Source organism: Vibrio sp. RC2502 (assembly GCF_054850435.1).
This window is the reverse complement of the sequence record NZ_CM141453.1, coordinates 542,253-565,289: the sequence shown is the minus strand read 5'-3', so window position 1 is coordinate 565,289 and position 23,037 is coordinate 542,253. Positions and strand designations below refer to the sequence as shown.

The 23,037-nt window shown below is 45.8% G+C and carries 21 protein-coding genes and 1 other annotated feature; of the genes, 12 read left to right on the top strand and 9 right to left on the bottom strand.

Going from position 1 to position 23,037, the window contains the following annotated elements; all coding sequences use genetic code 11:
• Positions 1–22: 22 nt before the first annotated feature.
• Both pgeF and rluD read right to left on the bottom strand, forming a co-directional pair.
• Complete coding sequence (pgeF, locus tag ACYJZR_RS02625) at positions 23–751, bottom strand: peptidoglycan editing factor PgeF (RefSeq protein ID WP_406966356.1); 729 nt, start codon at positions 749–751, stop codon at positions 23–25.
• 1 nt (position 752) lies between these two features.
• Positions 753–1,730 (bottom strand): 23S rRNA pseudouridine(1911/1915/1917) synthase RluD, encoded by a 978-nt coding sequence (gene rluD / locus ACYJZR_RS02620; protein WP_005460300.1) that lies wholly within the window; start codon positions 1,728–1,730, stop codon positions 753–755.
• 136 nt (positions 1,731–1,866) lie between these two features.
• Here rluD and ACYJZR_RS02615 point away from each other — a divergent pair, with 136 nt between their 5' ends.
• The 5 genes from ACYJZR_RS02615 to yjjX all read left to right on the top strand — a co-directional run bounded on the left by ACYJZR_RS02615 (position 1,867) and on the right by yjjX (position 6,848).
• On the top strand, positions 1,867–2,595 hold the full coding sequence (locus tag ACYJZR_RS02615; RefSeq protein ID WP_005460312.1) for an outer membrane protein assembly factor BamD: 729 nt from the start codon (positions 1,867–1,869) through the stop codon (positions 2,593–2,595).
• A 134-nt stretch (positions 2,596–2,729) separates the two neighbouring features.
• On the top strand, positions 2,730–4,211 hold the full coding sequence (locus ACYJZR_RS02610) for an MltF family protein (protein ID WP_406966357.1): 1,482 nt from the start codon (positions 2,730–2,732) through the stop codon (positions 4,209–4,211).
• A gap of 330 nt (positions 4,212–4,541) precedes the next feature.
• Positions 4,542–4,868, top strand: a complete 327-nt coding sequence (gene hpf / locus ACYJZR_RS02605; protein WP_406966358.1) for a ribosome hibernation-promoting factor, HPF/YfiA family — start codon at positions 4,542–4,544, stop codon at positions 4,866–4,868.
• Positions 4,869–4,976: 108 nt separating this feature from the next.
• Positions 4,977–5,098 (top strand) — a sequence feature (Phe leader region).
• Positions 5,099–5,111: 13 nt separating this feature from the next.
• A complete protein-coding gene (gene pheA / locus ACYJZR_RS02600) occupies positions 5,112–6,290 on the top strand; it encodes a prephenate dehydratase (protein ID WP_005468591.1) in 1,179 nt (392 codons plus the stop codon).
• Positions 6,291–6,314: 24 nt separating this feature from the next.
• Complete coding sequence (gene yjjX / locus ACYJZR_RS02595; RefSeq protein ID WP_021450232.1) at positions 6,315–6,848, top strand: inosine/xanthosine triphosphatase; 534 nt, start codon at positions 6,315–6,317, stop codon at positions 6,846–6,848.
• A 48-nt stretch (positions 6,849–6,896) separates the two neighbouring features.
• Here the strand turns inward: yjjX and trpR are convergent, their stop codons facing one another.
• Entirely contained in the window at positions 6,897–7,208 is a 312-nt protein-coding gene (trpR, locus tag ACYJZR_RS02590) for a trp operon repressor (protein ID WP_005497218.1), read from the bottom strand.
• Between the two features lie 13 nt (positions 7,209–7,221).
• On the bottom strand, positions 7,222–9,168 hold the full coding sequence (sltY, locus tag ACYJZR_RS02585) for a murein transglycosylase (protein ID WP_406966359.1): 1,947 nt from the start codon (positions 9,166–9,168) through the stop codon (positions 7,222–7,224).
• Positions 9,169–9,531: 363 nt separating this feature from the next.
• On the opposite strand from sltY, the gene ettA reads away from it, so the two are divergent.
• The 3 genes from ettA (at position 9,532) to ACYJZR_RS02570 (ending at position 12,901) form a co-directional block, all read left to right on the top strand.
• Positions 9,532–11,199, top strand: a complete 1,668-nt coding sequence (gene ettA / locus ACYJZR_RS02580; protein ID WP_005460278.1) for an energy-dependent translational throttle protein EttA — start codon at positions 9,532–9,534, stop codon at positions 11,197–11,199.
• 303 nt (positions 11,200–11,502) lie between these two features.
• Positions 11,503–11,871, top strand: a complete 369-nt coding sequence (locus ACYJZR_RS02575; RefSeq protein WP_005497212.1) for a PilZ domain-containing protein — start codon at positions 11,503–11,505, stop codon at positions 11,869–11,871.
• 28 nt (positions 11,872–11,899) lie between these two features.
• Positions 11,900–12,901 carry a M23 family metallopeptidase gene (locus ACYJZR_RS02570; protein WP_005477915.1) on the top strand — a complete coding sequence of 334 codons (1,002 nt, stop codon included), beginning with the start codon at positions 11,900–11,902 and terminating at the stop codon, positions 12,899–12,901.
• 61 nt (positions 12,902–12,962) lie between these two features.
• On the opposite strand, the gene tyrA is transcribed toward ACYJZR_RS02570, so the two are convergent.
• From tyrA to nagZ, 3 genes are all read right to left on the bottom strand, one after another.
• The gene (tyrA, locus tag ACYJZR_RS02565) at positions 12,963–14,090 is read right to left on the bottom strand and encodes a bifunctional chorismate mutase/prephenate dehydrogenase (protein WP_020904200.1); all 1,128 of its coding nucleotides are present in this window, start codon (positions 14,088–14,090) and stop codon (positions 12,963–12,965) included.
• A 25-nt stretch (positions 14,091–14,115) separates the two neighbouring features.
• Positions 14,116–15,189: a 3-deoxy-7-phosphoheptulonate synthase gene (locus tag ACYJZR_RS02560; RefSeq protein ID WP_005477886.1), complete on the bottom strand. Its 1,074-nt coding sequence runs from the start codon at positions 15,187–15,189 to the stop codon at positions 14,116–14,118.
• A 207-nt stretch (positions 15,190–15,396) separates the two neighbouring features.
• On the bottom strand, positions 15,397–16,380 hold the full coding sequence (nagZ, locus tag ACYJZR_RS02555; protein WP_025505049.1) for a beta-N-acetylhexosaminidase: 984 nt from the start codon (positions 16,378–16,380) through the stop codon (positions 15,397–15,399).
• A gap of 99 nt (positions 16,381–16,479) precedes the next feature.
• Between nagZ and ACYJZR_RS02550 the strand changes: the two genes are divergently transcribed.
• Together ACYJZR_RS02550 and murQ are read left to right on the top strand one after the other, a co-directional pair.
• Positions 16,480–17,592, top strand: coding sequence for an anhydro-N-acetylmuramic acid kinase (locus ACYJZR_RS02550; RefSeq protein ID WP_140389119.1), 1,113 nt, complete (start codon positions 16,480–16,482; stop codon positions 17,590–17,592).
• Positions 17,593–17,628: 36 nt separating this feature from the next.
• The gene (gene murQ / locus ACYJZR_RS02545; protein ID WP_021822970.1) at positions 17,629–18,555 is read left to right on the top strand and encodes an N-acetylmuramic acid 6-phosphate etherase; all 927 of its coding nucleotides are present in this window, start codon (positions 17,629–17,631) and stop codon (positions 18,553–18,555) included.
• Positions 18,556–18,634: 79 nt separating this feature from the next.
• Here murQ and ACYJZR_RS02540 read toward each other — a convergent pair whose 3' ends face one another.
• Both ACYJZR_RS02540 and ACYJZR_RS02535 read right to left on the bottom strand, forming a co-directional pair.
• On the bottom strand, positions 18,635–18,967 hold the full coding sequence (locus ACYJZR_RS02540) for a hypothetical protein (RefSeq protein WP_140334419.1): 333 nt from the start codon (positions 18,965–18,967) through the stop codon (positions 18,635–18,637).
• Positions 18,968–19,106: 139 nt separating this feature from the next.
• The gene (locus ACYJZR_RS02535; protein WP_005460271.1) at positions 19,107–19,448 is read right to left on the bottom strand and encodes a DUF2799 domain-containing protein; all 342 of its coding nucleotides are present in this window, start codon (positions 19,446–19,448) and stop codon (positions 19,107–19,109) included.
• 273 nt (positions 19,449–19,721) lie between these two features.
• Between ACYJZR_RS02535 and ACYJZR_RS02530 the strand changes: the two genes are divergently transcribed.
• Positions 19,722–21,206 carry a carbon starvation CstA family protein gene (locus ACYJZR_RS02530; protein WP_029796805.1) on the top strand — a complete coding sequence of 495 codons (1,485 nt, stop codon included), beginning with the start codon at positions 19,722–19,724 and terminating at the stop codon, positions 21,204–21,206.
• A gap of 145 nt (positions 21,207–21,351) precedes the next feature.
• Positions 21,352–23,022, top strand: coding sequence for a LytS/YhcK type 5TM receptor domain-containing protein (locus ACYJZR_RS02525; protein WP_461715840.1), 1,671 nt, complete (start codon positions 21,352–21,354; stop codon positions 23,020–23,022).
• The last annotated feature ends 15 nt before the right edge of the window (positions 23,023–23,037 follow it).

Below are 23,037 nucleotides of genomic sequence, written 5' to 3'. Positions count from 1 at the left end.
GCTCTTTTGATCTTTATGTGGCTTACTCTTCCATCCAGATAAACGTAGCTTGTCTTCCTGTCACACCATCTCGGCGGTAAGAATAAAAGGACTCTTTATCTTGGTAAGTACACAAACCGGAATCGAAAACTTGCGAGACGCCAGCCCTGTTGAGACGCAGCGTCGCTAATTGCGACATATTGGCAAGCCATTTACCTTCTATATTACGAGAAGTAAATGCGCGCTGAGCATTTGAGTCAAAATCGACAAACGCTTGTAGAACATCTTCGCCCACTTCAAACGCCTGTGGACCAATAGCAGGCCCTAACCATGCCATCACATCACCCGAAAATAATGCAAGAGCATTTTCAACGATACCATTTGCCAAACCACGCCAACCGGCATGAACAGCTGCTACTTGAGTACCTTGAGTATTCGTCAGCAGTACAGGCAAACAATCAGCGGTCATGGCAGAACACACAACATTACTCGCCGATGTGAAGACGCCATCAGCATCAAGCACTATTGACGTAGGAGCATTCGCATGGGCAACGACAGTAGAATGAGTTTGGTTTAACCAAATTGGCGCACTTGGCATATTCGCTTGCTGCGCCAACCAATGACGATTCTTCGCTACGATAGAAGCATCATCCCCAACGTGTGCACCGAGATTTAACCCTTGATAAGAGCCTGTCGAAAAGCCACCAACTCGCGTAGAAGCAAAGGCTTTGACATTTTTAGGTGCAGACCAGTTAGGAATGATTGCCTTCATCTTAAAACTCGTCCGGTAGACCGTATTCTTCAGTGTCTTTACGCAGCGCTTCAGTCATTGCCACCATATCGTCTGGCACTGGAGCATGGAATTCCAGTTCTTCACCAGTTATCGGGTGTTCAAAACGAAGCATTACAGCGTGTAGCGCCTGACGATCGAAACCACGAATCATGTCCGTCAGTTCCTGCGATGCACCAGTAGGAATACGTGCACGACCACCGTAGGCAGTATCACCTAACAGAGGATGCTGTAGGTAAGACATATGAACACGGATTTGGTGAGTACGACCCGTTTCCAAACGCAGACGGATACGCGTGTGCTCACGGAAGTGCTCTGCCACACGGTAGTGCGTTACCGCAGGTTTACCCAAAGGAGCTACAGCCATGAGTGTGCGTTTAGTCGAGTGGCGACCAATTGGTTGATCCACTTTACCACCCGCAGTCATACGACCGATTGCAATCGCTTCGTACTCACGCGTGATGTTGCGTTTTTGCAGAGCACGAACCAAACGCGTTTGCGCAGGAACGGTTTTCGCCACAACCATCAGACCTGTGGTGTCTTTATCAAGACGATGTACGATGCCCGCTCGCGGTACTTCTGCGATATCTGGGTAATGATGTAGCAATGCATTCAGCACGGTACCATCTGGTGTACCAGCACCAGGGTGAACGACGAAGTCACGAGGCTTATTGATTACGATGATGTCATCATCTTCGTAGACGATATCTAGTGGGATATCTTGCGCTTCCCAGCGTTCTTCATCTTCCAGCTCGGCTTGCAAAGTAATTTCCTCGCCACCCATAACTTTGGTGCGAGGTTTAGTGACAACTTCACCATTCACTTGAACTTTCCCGTCCAGCAACCATTCTTTCAGGCGCGAACGAGAGAAGTCAGCGAACAATTCGGCGATAGCTTGGTCTAAACGTTGACCTAACTGGCTATCTTTTACGGTATTTGTTAATACAATCTGCTGAGCCATATCGAACTTTTTTAAAAACTGTGAGACTAATGCTCACGACTGTGGAAAAATAGACTATTACGTCATTGTATCTGTTACTGGAAAGAAAGTAACGGCAGCTTAAGAAATATTTAGATTCAAGGAACAGACTCCTGATATGAAACGTCAGACTTTAACAGGCCTTTTAGCGGTATCTCTTCTGTTTGGATGTGCAAGCAAAGAAGAAATCGTTCCTGATGTGCCACCTTCGGAACTGTATGCAGACGCACAAGTCTCACTTCAAAGTGGCAACTGGCTTTCTGCGATTGAGAAACTGGAAGCGTTAGACTCACGTTACCCATTTGGTGCCTACTCTGAACAGGTGCAACTTGACCTTATTTACGCATACTACAAAAACGACGACCTAGCGTTAGGCTTAGCAACCATCTCTCGCTTTATGCGCCTAAACCCTACCCATGAAAAAATGGACTGGGTGCTTTACATGCGTGGTCTGAGCCACATGGCTCAAGATCGTAACTTTATGCACGACCTGTTTAGCATCGATCGTAGCGACCGCGACCCAGAGCCCGTGAAAAAAGCATTTGATGACTTTAAGAAGCTGCTTCAACGTTATCCAAACAGCCCATATGCGGAAGATGCACAAAAACGCATGGTGGCCTTGAAAAACCGCTTAGCGAATTACGATTTAGCTACCGCTGATTTTTACCTTCGCCGTGAAGCATGGATCGCTGCCATTAACCGTAGCCAAGAGCTTCAAAAATCATTCCCTGATACAGAAGCAGCTCGCAAATCGTTAGAAATTCAGCTGGAAGCCTACAAGCAGCTGCAACTAGAAGATGCCGTTGCAAGAACAGAAGCGCTCATTAAGCTAAATCCTGTCAAATAAACGCCTACCGCCACAGCTCAAACTGTGGCGGTTTTGTTTTCTACCACCAATTCCTCCTCTTTGAACAATCTTGATGATTTTTTGAGCACAACTTATGCTTAGAGTTCTACTCCACCATTAAACTGGACGTGAACGTGACCATATCTAAGTTTTGGGCAATGCTGTTCTTTCTGTTGTCGGCGTCCGTTTACGCTTTGGAAATCTCACCATTAAAACAGCCTCCGTACACGGGTGACTTAGATGTCATCAAAGAGAAAAATGTATTGCGCGTTTTAGTCTCTGCCGATTTAGGCTTCTACTATATCGAAGGAGGAACACCAAAAGGGATTGGCGCAGAGCTGCTGGCTCACTTTGAAAAAGATTTACGCAAAATCAAACCCAAACTGAACGTACAAATCATCCCTCTAGCGCGAGACCAATTGCTCCCTTCTCTCGAAAACGGCTCTGGTGATTTAGTGGTGGCAAACTTGACGATCACTGAGGCCCGCAAACAAAAAGTCGACTTCAGTACCCCAATCTTATCCGGCATCGAAGAGTGGGTGATCACCAACAAAAGTACTCCAACCATCACTAAACTTGAGCAGTTGAGCGGTAAGGAGATTTGGGTACGTGCCAGTTCAAGCTACTTTGAAAGCATTCAAGCCGTCAACAAAACACTGAACAAGAAAGGCTTACCGCCAATTATCGTGCACTTCATCGAAGAGACTCTGCAAGACTACGAACTCGTCGGCATGCTCAACAATGGCTATATCAAAGCCATTGTTTTAGATAGCCACAAAGCCAAACTTTGGCTCAATGCGATGGATGACATCAAAGCGCATAAGAAAGTCCCTCTTCGCAAAAACGGCAACATCGCTTGGGTAATGCGACAAAACAGTCCTCAACTCAAAGCAGTGGTGAACAAATTCATCCAAAAATCTCGCTCAGGCACTCTCCTTGGAAACGTCATATATAGCAAATACATCGACAATACCAATTGGCTCAATAAGGCACTTAACCCTAAGAAAATTGCCCAGCTAGAAAAACTGTCGGCGCTGTTTTCACGCTACGGGGAGAAATATGACTTGGATTATTTGCTGATTGCGGCGGTTGCGTATAAAGAGTCCGGATTTAATAACAACTTAGTCGGCACAAGAGGCGCAGTGGGCATAATGCAAGTCTTACCGAGCACAGCGCGCGATCCAAACATCAACATCCAAAATGTTCGACAACTCGAAAACAACATCCACGCAGGAGCGAAATACTTAGCGTTTTTACGTCGGCAGTACTTTGGCGATAAGGCCATTACGACTGAGAACAAAATTTACTTTACCTTGGCGGCTTACAATGCAGGCCCAGGTAATGTCGAGAAAATGCGCAAGCGAGCCGCACAGCAAGGCTACGACCCCAACGTTTGGTTTAATAATGTCGAAGTGGTCATGCGAAAAAGCCTCAGCTCAACGGTCAGTTATGTGACTAGCGTGAACCGTTACTACGTCATCTATAAGCAACTAGAGAGCTTAGACCTCACCAAAACACTAGAAAATGTGCTGCTGATTCCTGATGACCCAGTCTTTATGACACCAATAAGGAAAATCACTCAAACGCCAGATACAAAAATGCCGCTTGTTAATTAAGCGGCATTTTTATTATTCAGTGTACTTTGAAATTGCAGAGTGATTAATGTCACATTTTCATTCTAGTTAAAATTTAACCACTCTAAAAAACAGGCTGAACAACGTCCCTAAAAACGAAGGCGTTTTCAGCTGAGTACTCTATCCAATCTAATGATTTGCTAACCGATAACAAGCAATTTTGCGATAAATCTCAACAGATCTTGAGTGAGATCACATTCATTTTTCATCATCAAAAACACAACTTAAAAGGTGATCTAAATCACATTCTTTTATCCTTAAAGCGGTAATCTGAACTCAACCCATGAGGGATGCAACAGAGGAAAAACACTTATGACAATGAATATCACTGGCAAAAACATCGAAATCACCTCTGCAATCCGTGCTCATATTGAGAGCAAATTTAAAAAACTGGAGAAATGGCAAGTCGACATTATTGGATGCCAAGCAACTTTCAGTGAGGAACCGAATAAACATAAGAAATTCGAAGCGGTAATTAAAGTTCCTAAAGGCCAACTTGTCGCCTCAGCAACTCACGAAGATCTTTACGCAGCTATCAATGAAGTGGAGCAAAAACTAGAACGACAACTGAATAAGCTGACCCACAAACCTGAAGCTCGTCGTGCCAATAAGCCTGAGCTAGTGGAAGAAGAAGAGTAAACCGACCAGATTGAGGAAGTAGCGCCGAAAGGCGCTATTTTTTTGCTTGACGCTCCCCGCCTGCTTGCTTATTGTGTTTAAACACTCATAAATTAAGCACTATTTATGCACTTAACCTCACTGTTTATTTTTGACTTCTTTTTCCTTCCATAGTTGGAGGGGCTAACTCGTTTGTGAAAGAAAAGTCAAAAACAAACAGAAAGCCTCCCCACTCGGGAGGCTTTTTTTATAAGGAAAGAATTGATGACTGACCAACCTATTTCCCTTGAAGAAATTCGTTTACGCTTGAATGAGCTCGATGACCAGCTCCTTAGCTTGCTGTCTGAACGCCGTAAACTCAGCATTGAAGTAGCCAAAAGCAAAGTACAAACCTCAAAACCAGTTCGTGATGCCGTTCGAGAACAACAACTGTTGGTTAAGCTGATTTCCAACGGCCGAGACAAATACGAACTCGACGCTCAGTACATCACCAAACTTTTCCACACCATCATTGAAGATTCGGTCTTACTTCAACAAGGTTATCTGCAAAACCTTGTTAATCCGCAACAAAGCCGCAAGCCACTTGCACGCGTCGCTTTCTTGGGAGCCAAAGGTTCTTACTCGCACTTGGCAAGCCGCGAATATTTCAGTCGTAAAAATACCGAGCTTATCGAGCTAAATTGTGAGCATTTCAAAGAAGTGACTCGAACGGTGGAATCTGGCCATGCTGATTACGGTGTGCTGCCCATCGAAAACACCAGCTCGGGCTCGATCAATGAAGTATATGACCTACTACAACACACCACGCTGTATATTGTTGGTGAGCTGACTCAACCTATCGAGCACTGCTTAGTCGCAACGAAAGACATTCGCCTCGAAGACATCAAAACACTGTACTCGCATCCGCAACCGCACCAACAGTGCAGCGAATTCTTAAGCCGTATGAAAGGCGTGAAACTTGAGTCTTGCGCAAGCACAGCAGACGCGATGCAAAAAGTCCAAGAGATGAATCGTGATGATGTGGCCGCAATTGGGAATGCTTCAAGTGGTAAGTTGTACGGCCTACAAGCGATCCAAGGCAACATCGCGAACCAAACCGAAAACCACACGCGCTTTATTGTCGTCGCGCGTAAACCAGTTGAAGTCTCGACGCAAATTCCAGCCAAAACGACGTTGATTATGTCGACCTCCCAAGAGGCGGGCTCATTGGTTGAAACTCTACTGGTACTGCAACGCTACGGCATCAATATGACTAAGTTAGAATCGCGTCCAATCATGGGTAATCCGTGGGAAGAAATGTTCTACGTTGATCTAGAAGCGCACCTAGGCTCAACCGAAATGCAGCAAGCATTGCAAGAGCTAACAAAAATCACTAAACACTTGAAAGTACTGGGTTGTTATCCAAGCGAAAACATCAAACCAACGCAAGTGAAATTGAGCTAATAGACATCGATGAGTAAAAAGATCATGGCAACCCAAAAAGTCGTTATCGCCTCTCTAAACCCTGCAAAAATCAATGCGGTAAAGAGTGCATTTCAAAGCGCATTCCCTCAACAAGCTTTTGAGTTTGTCGGCATCAGCGTTCCGAGTGAAGTCGCCGATCAGCCGATGACTAACGAAGAGACCCATCGCGGCGCAGTCAATCGAGTTAAAAATGCCAAAGTGGAAATGCCAACTGCAGACTTTTATGTTGGCTTAGAAGCTGGAATTGAAGGCAATGTGACGTTTGCGTGGATGGTGATTGAATCAGATACCCATCGTGGAGAATCTCGCTCAGCCAGTTTGATGTTGCCGCCAGAAGTATTAGCTCAACTTGCAGATGCTAATGAACTTGGTGATGTGATGGACAAAGTATTTGGCACCGAAAACATCAAACAAAAGGGCGGCGCAATCAGCTTGCTGACCCAAAACCAATTAACTCGTAGCTCGGTGTATCATCAAGCATTAATTCTGGCGCTGATTCCATTTACGAATCCAGACCACTTCCCTGCCAATCTTTAATTCGAATTACCAGATACGAAAAAGGGCGGATATTTCCGCCCTTTTCTGTTACTTCGCGACTTGAGCCACTTGCTCTAGTAAGAGTTTCAGCTTGTCTTTTTCCGCCTCGGATTTCGACTTCAACTCATTTGAGCCACGAGTGATCGTGGCAATGCCAACACCAAGCATCTGACTGATCTGACGTTGAGATAATTCCCCTTTGAGAAGCTCATTAAGAATGTTAACGCGTGCAGTTAATGATTCCCTCTCATCAGGTGTCATCAGCATGGTTAACAGCATCTCATGTTGCTGACTATCCACGCTGGATCGGATTAGCTCGACAATCTGTTGCCAGTCTCTGTACTCGGGTTCGTGTGACATCAAGTTACCTCACTCAATACTTGGTATTGATCTCGTGTTGATTCAAGAACGCGCCGTCGATACCCAAAAGATCACGATAGTAGGTTTCAAACATCAGAATGTTTTGCACATACCCACGAGTTTCGTTAAATGGAATCGCCTCAATAAAGGCGTATGCGTCCACTTTGCCTTGGGTTCGCTCTCGCCACGTTTTTACTCGGTTAGGGCCAGCATTATAAGCGGCGAGCGCAAAAATACGATTATTATCGTAATCCTCTAGCAAACCTTGCAGATAATGGCTACCGATCTCGATGTTTTTGCCGACGTTGTATAAATCATCGCTACCTTGATAAGTCAGCTTGTATTTACGCGCCGTGTACTTCGCAGTCGCAGGCATGATTTGCATGATACCGCGAGCCCCTACCGGAGAACGCGCCTCTGAATCCAATGCACTTTCTTGTCTGGCTAACGACATCATCGTAATCGGGTCGATGTCATGCTTCTTCGCATAAAAGTTGAACCACCAGCGGTGCGCAATGGGGAATCGCAGTTCAATATTGTCCCACATTTGCGCTTGGATACTGGCTGTGACAGTTAGGTGATGCCAATTCTTGGATGAGGCATACGCCGCCAACATCGCCTTTTCATCTTTACCTACTCTACTCAGCAAATGCGCCCACTCACTTTTCGCTGCCGCAATTTTATCTGTCGCAATCAACTCTTCAATACGAGTGAGAGAGTTTTGATACGGGTGAATAACCTTAGTATCGAGCTTAATACGATGAGATGGATATTTGATTGACTGACCAATCGCATTCGCCGCAGCTACGCTGTAGAAATTGCGCTGACCAACTAAGGTCGCCAATCGCTGTTTGCCTGCAATATCATCACCCAGCGCAATCTCACTTCGACCTAACCAATATTGCCAGCGAAGCGAGGCTTGCTCATCTTTGTTGAGTACGGCAATCCACTGTTGAACACCTTTCCAATCTGCATTTTGAATTGCTAGACGGATACGATTTTCGATCAAAGCGACATTTTTACTGGTTTTCGTCTTATCATCTCGCCATTTGGCTAGTGAATCGGATTCAGTACGAATCAGACGAATCGCAATGTAGTCCGCAAGTGCTTGGGCTTTTTCTGCTGAGAACTTTTGTCCTTTCACGACTTGCGCATGCGCTTTTTGAGCTTGATTGACATCCATGCGAGCTAGCTTTTCTAACGCATATTCACTCTGAGCACGATAAAAGTCATTGGCTGGCTTTTTCTTAGCAAACTCAACCACCGTTGCAGGTTTATCAAACAGCGCTTTCATTTCTTGCGCTTGTTGTTTCGCTTTTGCAGAGCTTGGCAGCTTTTGCAAATAAGCCATCAAACTACCGTTACGAGCATCAAACGCCAACAACATGCGTTGCAGAACCAAATCGTCTGTACGTCCACCCGCTTTATCCCAAGCATTAAATAACGGGTCACACTCACTCGCGATGCTAGAACCGCTTAGCCACATGTCTTCTGCGCCTTTAAAGGCTGCAACTTGTTTGCCTTGTTTTAACTGAGCAACGTAAAAAATACACTGATAACGCTCACCACTTGGAATGACTTTTTGAAACTCAGTGATGGTTTTCCAATCTTTCTGTTTGTACAAGTTATCGAGATAAGGCGCACGAATGCGACGTGAGAAAGGGAACGCCTCATGCTCATTAATGAAAGCATCCACTTGTTGTGGTGATTTCATGGATAGCTGCCTGATGAACGTTCGGTAATCCACATAAGGAGTCAGTGGATAATCAGCAATTTTTGGACGAATAGATAAGTATCCGTCAATGTCATTCTTATCTAATAAATCTTGAGCTTGTTCATATACTTCGCGCTGCTTTTCTAAGCTGAGCGACGCGTTTGCCGTCATGCTCACTGCACATAACGCAGCGGCATAACACACGTTTTTAGCCAATTCAGATACGTTGAATCTCATTTGTGTCATTTTCCCCAGACATTTACTGCCCCAAAGCCTAGTTTTCTTAGAGTTCAGTGTTTTGAAGGCGCTTTGAATCCATGCATTCATTCGTTTGGAATGCGGCTATCACTGTAAAACAACTTGGTGTATTAAAATTTGTACTCGTGAAACTTTTAAGACAATAGAGGCATGATGTTCCCAATAAGCAATGCAGACGCTCCTAAAATCAAAGCGAATAACAAAAGTGTATACCCTAACCGTGTAAGTTTCCGGTCAGCTGAAAATAAGAAATCTCATCCATAGGGAAATTCTTGCAATCCGGTAACAAAACAAAGGGAGTTGGTATAAAATAGTGGGTTTGAATGACAGTTAATTTAGGAACGATCGGCAATGGCTGAATACGTATATACCATGTCGCGGGTGAGCAAAATTGTGCCACCTAAGCGTCAAATTCTTAAAGACATCTCTCTGAGCTTCTTCCCTGGTGCGAAAATCGGTGTTTTAGGTCTGAACGGTGCAGGTAAATCTACCCTGCTACGTATCATGGCTGGTATCGACACGGATATCGACGGTGAAGCACGTCCACAACCGGGCCTAAACGTTGGCTACCTACCGCAAGAACCAGTACTCGATGAATCGAAAACCGTTCGTGAAGTCGTTGAAGAAGCAGTTGCTGACGTTGCTGACGCACTGAAACGTCTTGACGCTGTGTACGCTGCATACGCAGAACCAGATGCAGACTTTGATGCCCTAGCGAAAGAGCAAGGTGAACTAGAAGCTCTGATCCAAGCAAAAGACGGCCACAACCTAGAAAACACGCTAGAGCGTGCGGCAGATGCACTTCGTCTACCTGAGTGGGACCAAAAAATCGCTCACCTATCTGGTGGTGAACGTCGCCGTGTAGCAATTTGTCGTCTGCTTTTATCGAAACCAGACATGCTACTACTCGACGAACCAACCAACCACTTGGATGCAGAGTCGGTTGCATGGCTAGAACGCTTCCTAGTGGATTACTCTGGCACTGTTGTGGCGATCACCCACGACCGTTACTTCCTAGACAACGCAGCAGGTTGGATTCTTGAACTTGACCGTGGTGAAGGTATTCCATGGGAAGGTAACTACACCTCTTGGCTAGAGCAGAAAGATGCACGTCTACAACAAGAAGCATCACAAGAAAGCGCTCGCCAAAAGACTATCGAGAAAGAACTTGAATGGGTACGTAAAAACCCTAAAGGTCGCCAAGCAAAATCTAAAGCACGTATGGCGCGCTTTGAAGAGCTACAAAACACTGAGCACCAAAAACGTAACGAAACCAACGAGCTGTTCATCCCACCAGGTGAGCGTCTAGGTGACAAAGTGATTGAAGTGAAGAACCTGACTAAGTCGTTTGACGGTCGCGTTCTGATTGATGACCTATCGTTCAACATGCCTAAAGGTGCGATCGTGGGTATCATCGGTGCCAACGGCGCGGGTAAATCAACGCTATTCAAGATGCTAAGCGGCACTGAACAACCTGACTCAGGTACCATTGAGATGGGTGACACAGTGAAACTCGCATCTGTTGAGCAGTTCCGTGATTCAATGAACGATAAGAACACGGTATTCCAAGAGATTTCTGAAGGCGCTGACATCATCAAGATCAACAACTTTGAAATCCCTGCGCGTGCGTACTGTTCACGTTTCAACTTCAAAGGCTCAGACCAACAGAAAGTGATTGGCGAGCTATCTGGCGGTGAACGTAACCGTGTACACCTAGCAAAACTGCTTAAAGCGGGCGGTAACGTACTACTACTCGACGAACCAACCAACGACCTTGACGTTGAAACGCTACGTGCTTTAGAAGAAGCACTACTAGAGTTCCCGGGCTGTGCAATGGTTATCTCGCACGACCGTTGGTTCCTAGACCGTATTGCAACGCACATCATCGACTACCGTGACGAAGGCCAAGTTAACTTCTACGAAGGTAACTACACTGAGTACATGGATTGGTTGAAGAAAACGTTGGGTCCTGAAGCTGCAGAGCCGCACCGCATCAAATACAAACGTATTGCAAAATAATGATTACGACAGACTGACACCGAAACTTACGCTTTCTGGAAAGTCTGTTGGTAATTTATACAAAGGCCGCTATCATAGCGGCCTTTGTCGTATACCCCAGCCAGTTAAAAGCGCCTTTCTGGGCCATTTTGATTGGCGTTATTAAGGTATTTGATGATTTGAGAGTCATTGGGTCAGTGAAAAACATGACCGTGTACTTACGTAACTCTGTAGCGTTCTCGACAGTTTTTAAACAACATTCGAACACTTTTTGTTCTTCTTGATATACTATTCAATCTGTTTAAATGCCTTAGAGAGCGCAATATGACGGAGAAAAGACGCTTTTCACGCATCATCTACCAAGCTCCAGCTCAGTTAGAACAACGTGATTTGAGACTTAACGCTACGATTCAAGATCTTTCCTTACATGGTTTGCTCTTACAAGCCGAAGGCTTAGATACATTGAATCCTGCACTTTTAGTTGATGTCGGTTTCTCGTTCCACCAGTCTGAACAAGAGATTACGTTAACGGCACAGATCGTAGACGTCGCTCAAGACCAAATACGGCTCAAGATCACCAACATCGGCATTGAAAGCATTAGCCAATTAAAACGATTTATCGAATTGAATGTAGGCAATAACGAACTTCTGAATCGAGAGTTAGACCATCTTTCCGATTTAGGGGAAAAATAAATCAACGCCTATTTAAGTAACAATAATTATGTCTAAAAAAATCATCATGCAGATCCCCACTAAAAACGGTGATCAGCAATTTTATTTGGGCCGCGGTTCGGTCCTAACCATATTAACTTCGATCATCGCCTTACCTGCCGTTGTCGGCGGGGCTTGGTATTTGAACCAGCAACAGATTCATAATCAGACAACGCTGGCGCAAACCATTACCAAACTAGAAAGCGAGAAAGCGGAAATCACAGCGCTCTATGAAGAGCAATTGGATACCAACCACTCACTCTCTCAAGCTTTGACGGACAAGAACAACCAGATTCAGCTGCTCGGAAAGCGCGTATTTGATGTGGAATCGGTACTCGGCCTTGCTGATGAAGAGCTGTCTATCGATGAGAACAACCTCGCCTTAGAAGAGCGAATTGATGCGGCAGCTATAGATTCTGCGGTTCGTGCGACCATGTTCCGTTTGATTCCGAATGATAGCCCAGTGACGTATCAACGAATCTCTTCTTCTTACGGCAGTCGGATCAATCCTATCTCAGGTAGAAGACACGTGCATACCGGTATCGATTTGACCTGTAAGCGCGGTGAAGAAATCCTCGCGCCTGCAGACGGTGTGGTTGAAACCGTACGCCCAGGAAACAAAGGTTATGGTAACTACCTCACCCTTCGTCACTCTTTTGGTTTCTCTAGCTCTTTCGCTCACTTGAACAAGTTCAATGTCAAAAGCGGCCAGTTTGTTAGTAAAGGTGATGTCATTGCGCAATGTGGTAATTCAGGAAATTCAACCGGCCCACATTTGCACTATGAAGTGAGATTTCTAGGTCGCACACTTAACCCTCAATCACTAATGGAGTGGACGCCAGAAAACTTCAACTACGTGTTTGAGAAAGAGAAGATGGTGAAATGGGGTCCATTAGTTCAGTTGATTGATAATGTAGTGCGTCTACAAATCAACTTAACTAACTCACCCTACCGCGACACAACGATTAATACAGTTTCTAGTGAAGACAACAACGAAACGATTATTAACTGATGTCATTCCTTGAAATAGAAAGAGCAGCCTAGAGCTGCTCTTTTCTTTTAAGAGGATAACATTATCCACGATGGATATTGTCATTCGCCTGTTTCAGTAAGTTTTGGCTCTCGTTCATAAATTGTTGAGAGTATTGGCCAAACCAATCACTCACCTGCTCAAAACTTTCTACAAATTTGGCCTTGTCTTTGCTGTCTAAAATCGCAAGCGCTTCCCCAAAGCGTTGATGGAAACGCTTGATCATATCGATGTTCTCTTGCGATGCGAGAATGATGTCACCGTAGAGATTTGGATCCTGACCAAACAGACGCCCCACCATTGCCAATTCAAGACGGTAAATTGGCGAGCTCAGTTTCAACAGTTGCTCAATATTCGGGTTCTCTTTGCTAAGGTGCATTCCGTAAGCAAATGACGTGAAGTGGCGCAGCGCTTGGATTAACGTCATGCCATGGTCGTGCTCTTGCGCATCAATCTGACACAAGCTCGCGCCCCAAATACCAAACTGTTGCAACAACCATTGGTATTGCTCGTTACCACGCCCATCACAGTAAACAATCACCTGCTTGGCAAGGCTAGGAACATCAGGGCCGAACATCGGGTGTAAACCAACCACAGGTCCAGCGTGCACATTCAACATCGCTTGCAGCGGCTTTGACTTGATAGACGTCAGGTCACACAGAATGCAGTCTTGTGGCAAGTTGCCCAGTTTTTCAATCACCCCTTCCGTCAGGTGAATCGGTACGGTGACAACCACTAGGCCTGCGTCTTTGAGAATCTCATCCGCACGATCCCAATCTTTGCTACCCAAAACTTTCACTTGGTAACCTGATAGCTTGAACATGCGGCCAAACAGACCGCCTAACTGGCCATTACCACCAATAATGACCACTGAGCGTAATTCTGGGTTCAAACACTTAAAACCGGAATCTTTCTCGCTGGCATAAGACTCACGCATGGTACGACGAAGAATGTCTTCGATAAGCTGAGGTGGGACACCCATTTTCTCAGCTTCTGCTCGGCGAGACGCCAGCATCGCCGCTTCACGATCAGGGGCATAAATAGGCAAACCGTGTTCACTTTTTACTTCCCCAACTTTTTCTACCAGCGCTAAACGCTGAGCCAAAAGCTCAAGCATTTGTTTGTCGACTGCATCAATCTGATCGCGCAATGCGTTAAGTTCAACTGCCATTGATGTTCCTTAAATAAGTTCCGTTTTAGCCTTTAAGGCGGTTTTCTAAGAAAGGCACCAGCTCTTCGTGTGCATGACGTAATAGTGCCTCAGTTGACTCCCAATTAATACAAGCGTCAGTGATAGATACGCCGTATTTCATCTCATCCAACGCCAGCTCAGAAGATTGATTACCTTCATTGATGTGGCTCTCGATCATCAAACCGATGATCGACTTGTTCCCTTCACGGATTTGGTGAATCACATCTTCTGCGACCAATGGCTGACGACGGTAATCTTTGCGTGAGTTTGCATGGCTGCAATCCACCATCAATGACGCTTCAAGACCTGATTTCGCCATTTCTTGTTCGCATTCCGTAACGGATACTGAGTCGTAGTTCGTCTGTTTACCACCACGTAAGATCACGTGGCCATTCGGGTTACCTTGGGTTGTGAGCAACGCAACTTGACCTTCACGGTTGATGCCCATAAAGCGGTGGCTAGAAGAGGCGGCCTGCATCGCATTGATTGCGGTTGCCAAACTGCCATCTGTGCCGTTCTTAAAGCCAATCGGCATCGAAAGACCACTAGCCATCTCACGGTGTGTTTGTGATTCTGTTGTGCGTGCGCCGATCGCTGCCCAACTAAAAGTATCGGCTAAGTATTGTGGGCTAATTGGGTCAAGAGCTTCGGTTGCAAGTGGGATTTCCATTTCCGCCAGTTCCACCAGCAGTTCACGTCCTACGTGCAGACCGTGTTCAATGTCGAAGCTGCCGTCTAGGTGTGGGTCATTGATCAGGCCTTTCCAGCCGACCGTGGTGCGCGGCTTCTCAAAGTAAACACGCATTACAATATACAGTTGATCGCTTAGTTGTTCAGAAAGAGCTTTTAGACGCTTCGCGTAATCCTTTGCGGCTTCAATGTCATGGATGGAGCATGGTCCACATACGACAAGTAGGCGATGGTCTTTTTTGTGAATGATGTTGGCGATGGTTTGGCGAGATTCTTGAATAAAACGGCGCGCCTTTTCACTAAGAGGAAGCTTCACTTTTAGCTCATCTGGCGTAATAAGAACCTGTTCATCGCTGATGTTAATATTGCTCAATTCACTTTTTTGCATAATTCAAACCTGTATATTTATTTTTACACCCAACCAAATCCTTGGCGAGACAACTAAGCCTTAACGACAAGATAACAGGCTAAAAAAGAAAAACAAGCGTACACAATAAAAAACATTTACCGTAAACTTTATTTTACATGCAAAGAAAAAGCCAAAGTCTAATGAGCTTTGGCTTCTAATTGGTGTTTTTAACAGTTTACGAGAGGTTTAGCTGGTCAAGCGTTTCATCGCTTCACTCGCCGCTTTCCACTCATGAGACAATTTGAGATCGCTTAAAGAAAACGACTGCTTTTTGAGTAGTGCATCCGCCAGTGGCACGGTTGAAACAGGCAAGTTATCCAACACTTCAACTTGTGCTTCACGCTTATTACACATCAATAGCATATCGCAACCGGCTTTCATGGCTTGAGCCCCACGCTCAGCGGGGCTTCCCATGATCGCAGCGCCTTCCATCGTCAAATCATCGGAGAAAATTAAGCCTTTAAAACCAAGCTGTTGACGTAAAACGTGTTTCAACCAGTATTCAGAACCACTTGCGGGCTGAGAATCGTAGTTCGGGAAAATCACGTGAGCAGGCATCATGGCATCTAAAATACCGGCATCAATTTGCGCTTTGAAGATAGCCATGTCTTGTTCAAAAATGTCGCTGCGCTCGTCGTATGGCGTTTCTAAATGTGAGTCAGCAATCACACCACCATGACCCGGGAAGTGTTTTCCGGTCGTCGCCATTCCTACGCTCTTCATACCCTGCATATAAGCGGTGCTATAACGAAGGATGGTATCGGCATCTTCACCAAATGCACGGTTACCGATCGCTTTACATTGATGACCTTTGTCGAGCACGGGTGCAAAGCTTAAATCGATGTCGTGAGCAATCAACTCGGCTGCCATTAGCCAACCGCCCATACGTGCTAGCTCCTCGCCATTGTGATGTTTGGCGTATTCGTCGGCGGCAGGGATTAACGAGAAACCTTCACGAAAGCGTTGTACTCGCCCGCCCTCTTGATCCACACCAATCAGGAATGGGCGTTTCACAGCTTTGCGAATAGATTGAGTAAGTGCTTGAAGCTGTTCACTATCATGATAGTTACGAGTAAATAGGATCAAGCCACCAACCGTAGGATGTTCCAGAATTTCTTTGTCTTCTGCGGTCAGTTCATAACCCGCAACGTCAACCCATAACGGTCCCATTTTTTCTCCTCAAAATCGGCTGAATATCTCGTATTCGATGAGGTTATTCGCTTCAGATTTGCTTTACAATAAGTGAATGAAGAATTGACGAGATCGGCTATGAAATTTAACGAACTGTACATTGGTGTGATGTCTGGAACCAGTATGGACGGCGTTGATACCGCTCTGGTTGAGATTACAGATAATCACGTTCGCTTAATTGCGCACGACGACTATCCAATGCCTGCGGCGATGAAAGAAATGCTGTTATCGGTTTGTACCGGTCAAGCGACAAACTTAAAAGCCATCGGTGAACTTGACCACCAGCTCGGCCACCTATTTGCAGATGCCGTGTTGCAGCTACTCAATAAGTCTGGTTACGTCGCAGAACAAATTCGTGCGATAGGCAATCACGGTCAGACAGTGTTCCATCAGCCTACCGGAGACTTGCCATTTACCACTCAATTGGGCGATGCCAACATTATCGCGGTCAAAACAGGTATTGATACGGTAGCGGATTTTCGTCGTAAAGACATGGCGCTGGGTGGACAAGGTGCTCCACTGGTTCCCGCTTTTCACAAAAGCATCTTTGCCATGCAAGATTCCACAACGGTCGTGCTAAACATCGGCGGCATTGCCAACATTTCGGTTTTGCATCCGCAGCAACCCGTGCACGGCTACGATACAGGGCCGGGCAATATGTTGATGGACGCATGGTGTGAGCGACATACTGGCCACGGTTTCGACAAAGACGCGCAACTTGCCCAGCGAGGCAGCGTCAACGAAGCATTGCTGGCTCATTTACTTAAAGAGCCTTATCTCACAATGTCAGCCCCGAAGAGTACTGGACGTGAACTGTTCAACATGGATTGGCTACATCACCAGTTAGCCAATTACAATGTATCCGTCGAAGACGTCCAACGCACCTTGTGCGAATACACCGCGATCACTATTGCGCATGACGTAACAAAGTTCACGTATGGCGAGACACCTCAGCTGTTGGTTTGCGGCGGCGGTGCACGCAACCCACTGTTGATGCAACGTTTAACGGAACTTCTCCCCCAATGGCATGTGTCAACCACTACCGATAAAGGCGTTGATGGCGACTACATGGAAGCAATGGCGTTTGCTTGGCTTGCGCAGCGCCATATTCATGGCCTCCCTAGCAATTTACCGGAAGTCACAGGGGCAAGTCGCCTCGCTTCACTTGGTGTGCTCTATTCAAAAAATTAAGGGCAATAGACCCTAAACAAAAAGGCTTAATTCATTATGACGAACGATGCACTTATCGCAGCTTTATCCCATCTGGTATCTGAAGGGCGAAATCCAGATACCATGGACATCGACTTGCTGCCTTCTCTCGATATTGTTCAGCGCATCAACCAACAGGACAAACTCGTTCCGCTTGCCGTTGAAAAAGTGTTGCCTGAGATTGCTCAAGCGGTCGATAAGATCACCGACGCCTTTAAAGTGGGTGGACGCTTAATTTATATGGGTGCAGGCACGAGCGGCCGTTTAGGTGTACTGGATGCCTCGGAATGCCCACCAACGTTTGGCGTATCGGACAAAATGGTGATCGGCCTTATCGCTGGTGGCCCAGAAGCGATACTAAAAGCCAAAGAAGGTGCAGAGGACTCACCTCAACTTGGTGAGCAAGATTTAAAGGCTATCGACTTCAGCAGCAATGATGTACTGGTAGGAATAGCAGCCAGTGGTCGTACACCTTATGTGATTGGCGGTTTGGAATACGCGAATACGATTGGAGCAACTACCGTTGCGTTGTCGTGCAATCCGGATTCTCCTATCGCAGATATTGCTGATATCGCAATAAGTCCCGTTGTTGGCCCAGAAGCCTTGACGGGGTCCACTCGCTTAAAATCAGGCACCGCGCAAAAGTTGGTGCTCAACATGCTCACTACAGCAAGTATGATCCGTTTAGGTAAGAGCTACCAAAACTTGATGGTGGACGTGAAAGCGACCAACAACAAATTGGTCGCGCGTGCTGCTCGCATTGTTATGCAGGCGACGGAGTGCACTAAAGAAGAGGCAACCGAGGTACTTAAGCAGACCAATTATGAGGTGAAACTGGCGATCTTAATGATCTTGACCGATCTTGATATCGAGTCCGCACGTCAGCACCTTCATCATCAAGACGGCTTCTTGCGTAAAGCGGTAGAAAGCCACAAAGCAAACTGACCTAATGTAAGAAGGTTGGACAGTAAAAAGGTGGCTCATGGGCCACCTTATCTTTTTGCCGGAGCTGATACATCAAGCATCAATCCTCGTCATACAACCACTCATCAAATTCGCGATTTAACTCGTTATTCACCTTACGCTTGAGCTGGTCTGGATCAGTGGCATTTTTAACGCGTTCCACTTTATTCGTGTACTGGCGTGTCGCCTCGTTTACTTCCCGTTTCATTTTGTTTTGCACGTAAGTCCCGTTGGTGAGATCTTCAATATCCCGCTTGGTATTATTGAGCGTATTCGTAATCTGATGCTTGTTATGGTCGTATTTGCGTTTCGCTTTGATCGTGTCTTTCAGCACATTGCCGGCACTTGCGGTTAGCGGCAGTAATACTAACGCAACTAAAAAGTACTTTTTCATATTTCAATATCACTTATTACTCAATCTCAATGAGCCAAGTAGACCAAAGCGATCCGATAGAATTGTCAGAAGTTCAACAAGCCAAACTATCGTCTTGATTATGAAACAGAATGAGTCTTGGCGTTAATTACTGTATTTATTAATTACTGTATTCGTTCCAGCCTCGTTGCCATTCCATACGGAATTTTTGCGCTTGCTCAGTGCCCTCACAGACACCCTCATAATATTGGCCAGATAGACCCATTTGATAAGCAAAGTCTGGATTGCAATATTCAGCGACACCTTCCAAATAGCCACGGTCATAATCACCAGGATTAGCAGTGCCCAACGTTTTCAGCTCTTTTACACTACGAGAAGTGTGCCCTGCGATGCCATCTTGATAACCAATCTGATACCAATCACCCGATTTGGCGAGATCTTCCGTGGTTGCAGCACACCCAGCCAATAATACCAGCGCCAACCCCAACGTCGCTTTTTTCATAACTCTTCCTTAACTGATTGTTTTCAAAACAAGCTTATCACTAATTCTCAGAATCTGCCGCTCAACACCCAGATTTCGCCACTCACGCTGCCGTTAAACCACTTAATGATGAAACGCGCCACTCACTAGCATCACAAACCACTCAATCGGTATATCGACCACTCGCTACTCTATTCGACCACTCATCTACTAAGCGAATGCATTTAACACAAGTGCCGCATAACATGCACCCTGAGATTAAAAAATTACCCTACCCAACCAAGGACAATTGCTATGATGTGGTTTCTAACTTGTGTCGCTGCCCTCATCGGCGGATACTTCATCTACGGCGCTTTCGTTGAGAAAATTTTCGGCATCAATGAGAAACGCCAAACCCCTGCACACACCAAAACGGATGGTGTTGACTTTGTTCCAATGTCAACAAAGAAGGTTTACCTAGTTCAGCTACTTAACATCGCTGGTGTAGGTCCTATCTTTGGCCCAATCATGGGTGCACTTTACGGCCCAGCCGCAATGCTTTGGATTGTTGTAGGTTGTATCTTTGCAGGTGCCGTACACGATTACTTCTCAGGTATGCTTTCAGTGCGTAACGGCGGTGCATCAGTGCCAACGATTACTGGTCGCTACCTAGGTAATGGCGCAAAACACTTTATGAATATCTTTGCCATTGTCCTGTTGCTTCTTGTTGGTGTGGTATTCGTATCAGCGCCAGCGGGCATGATCACAAACCTAATCAATGATCAAACCAGCCTAAACGTAAGCATGACAACAATGGTTGTGATTATTTTTGCTTACTACATCATCGCGACAATCGTTCCAGTAGATAAGATCATCGGTCGTTTCTACCCTCTATTTGGCGCACTACTTATCTTCATGTCGGTTGGTCTAATGACTGCGGTTGCTCTATCTAGCGAGCACACAGTGATGGGTGATTTCCAAGTAACAGACATGTTCTCTAACCTAAACCCAAATGATATGCCTTTATGGCCTGCACTGTTCATCACTATCGCTTGTGGTGCAATCTCTGGCTTCCACGCAACTCAGTCGCCACTAATGGCGCGTTGTATGGAAAACGAGAAAAACGGTCGCTTCGTATTCTACGGTGCAATGATTGGTGAAGGTGTTATCGCTCTAATCTGGTGTGCTATCGCCCTATCATTCTTCGGCTCTCTAGAAGCGCTTTCTGAAGCAGTGAAAAACGGTGGTCCTGGTAACGTGGTATACAGCGCGTCATTTGGTCTACTAGGTGTATTCGGCGGTATCATTGCTTTCCTAGGTGTGGTTATCCTACCAATCACATCAGGTGACACAGCATTCCGTTCAAGCCGTCTAATCCTTGCTGAATACTTCAACATGGAACAGAAAACACTACGTAACCGTCTGCTAATGGCTGTACCGCTATTCGTTATCGGTGGTGTGTTGACTCAAGTAGACTTTGGCATCATCTGGCGTTACTTCGGCTTCGCAAACCAAACAACTGCGGTAATGATGCTTTGGACTGCGTCGGCTTACCTACTACGTCACAACAAACTGCACTGGATTACGACTATCCCTGCAATGTTCATGACTACAGTGTGTGTAACTTTCATTCTGAACAACAGCTCACTAGGTTTCGGCCTACCAATGCAAGTGTCGACTATCGCAGGTGTCATCTTCTCCCTAGTCGTTACAGGTTACGTTATCAAAACCTCTAAAGGTAAAGGCGAATCTGAACTGGCGGATGAAGAAAAACCACAAACAGTAACAGAAACTGCATAAGCCAACCTCATATTGACTGGTTAAGACAAGGAGCCTGCCGTTTGCAGGCTCTTTTTGTTTTATACCTAAATGACTTTAAAGGCCGATAAAACCTTGAGGTTGTTTAGGTATACAATAACAACATTAATTTCAGGTTAGGTTCGCTATGGAACTGGTTATCTCTCTCTTGCAGCAAATGTGTGTTTACTTAGTCTTGGCTTACATGCTGAGTAAAACACCCATCATCTTACCGCTACTGAGTATTTCGTCTCGCCTTAGCCATCGTTTAATTTGCTACGTGCTCTTTTCTGGCTTTTGTATCCTCGGGACGTACTTTGGCCTGCACATCAATGATGCGATCGCCAACACGCGTGCCATTGGCGCTGTCATGGGCGGGTTGTTCGGCGGGCCAGTAGTCGGTTTTGCTGTCGGCTTAACCGGCGGGATTCATCGTTATTCACTTGGTGGCTTTACCGACCTAGCCTGTGCTATTTCAACCACTGCTGAAGGCGTGATTGGTGGCTTGTTACATGTCTACCTTATCAAACGCAACAAGGGCGCATTGCTGTTCAACCCAAGTGTGGTGTTCAGCGTGACATTTGTTGCCGAAGTTGTGCAGATGATTTTGTTGTTGGCGGTAGCCAAACCCTTCGACCAAGCCTACGAACTGGTGTCAGCGATTGCCGCTCCGATGATCATTGCCAACTCGTTCGGTGCCGCACTTTTCATGAGCATCCTACAAGATAGAAAAACCATTTTTGAAAAGTACTCCGCTACCTTTTCACGCCGCGCGCTTACCATCGCCGATCGCTCCGTAGGCATTTTGAGCAACGGTTTTAACACCGAGAATGCAGAAAAAATCGCTCGTATCATTTACGAAGAAACCAAAGTTGGCGCAGTTGCAATTACTGATCAAGAGAAGATTTTGGCGTTTGTCGGCATTGGCGATGACCACCATAGACCGAATACGCCTATTTCATCGCAAAGCACATTAGATTCGATGGAGAAAAACGACATCATCTACCTTGATGGTACAGAGCGTCCGTATCAGTGTTCTTTGGCGAAAGATTGCAAACTCGGTTCGGCGTTGATCATTCCATTGCGTGCGGGTAAAGCGGTCATCGGAACAATCAAACTCTATGAACCTAAGCGTAAGCTGTTCTCAACCGCCAACATGTCAATGGCAGAAGGGATAGCTCAATTGCTCTCCAGTCAAATTTTGTATGGCGATTATCAACAACAACAAGCGCTGTTAGCGCAGGCAGAAATCAAACTGTTGCACGCGCAGGTAAACCCTCACTTTTTGTTTAACGCGCTCAATACCATCAGTGCGATTACGCGCCGCGATCCAGATAAAGCCCGCGAATTAATTCAAAATTTATCGCACTTTTTCCGCAGTAACTTAAAACAGAACATCAATACGGTGACGCTGAAAGAAGAGCTTGCACACGTCAATTCTTACCTCAGTATCGAAAAAGCACGCTTCACGGATCGCTTGGAAGTAGAAATAGATATCGACCCAGAGTTGCTCGATATCAAGCTGCCAAGTTTCACACTTCAACCCTTGGTGGAAAATGCCATCAAACACGGCATCTCCAATATGCTTGAAGGTGGAAAAGTTAAAATTTACAGCGAAGTGCACCCTCAAGGACACCTGATTACAGTCGAGGACAACGCAGGCAGTTTCCAGCCACCAAAAGACAACCACTCAGGTTTAGGCTTGGAAATTGTAGACAAACGTCTCACTAATCAATTTGGGCGTGATTCAGCGCTAAAAATCGCGAGTGTGACGCATCAATTTACTAAAATGAGCTTTATCATTCCCCCGAAATCATAAACCCAATCAGCAGCA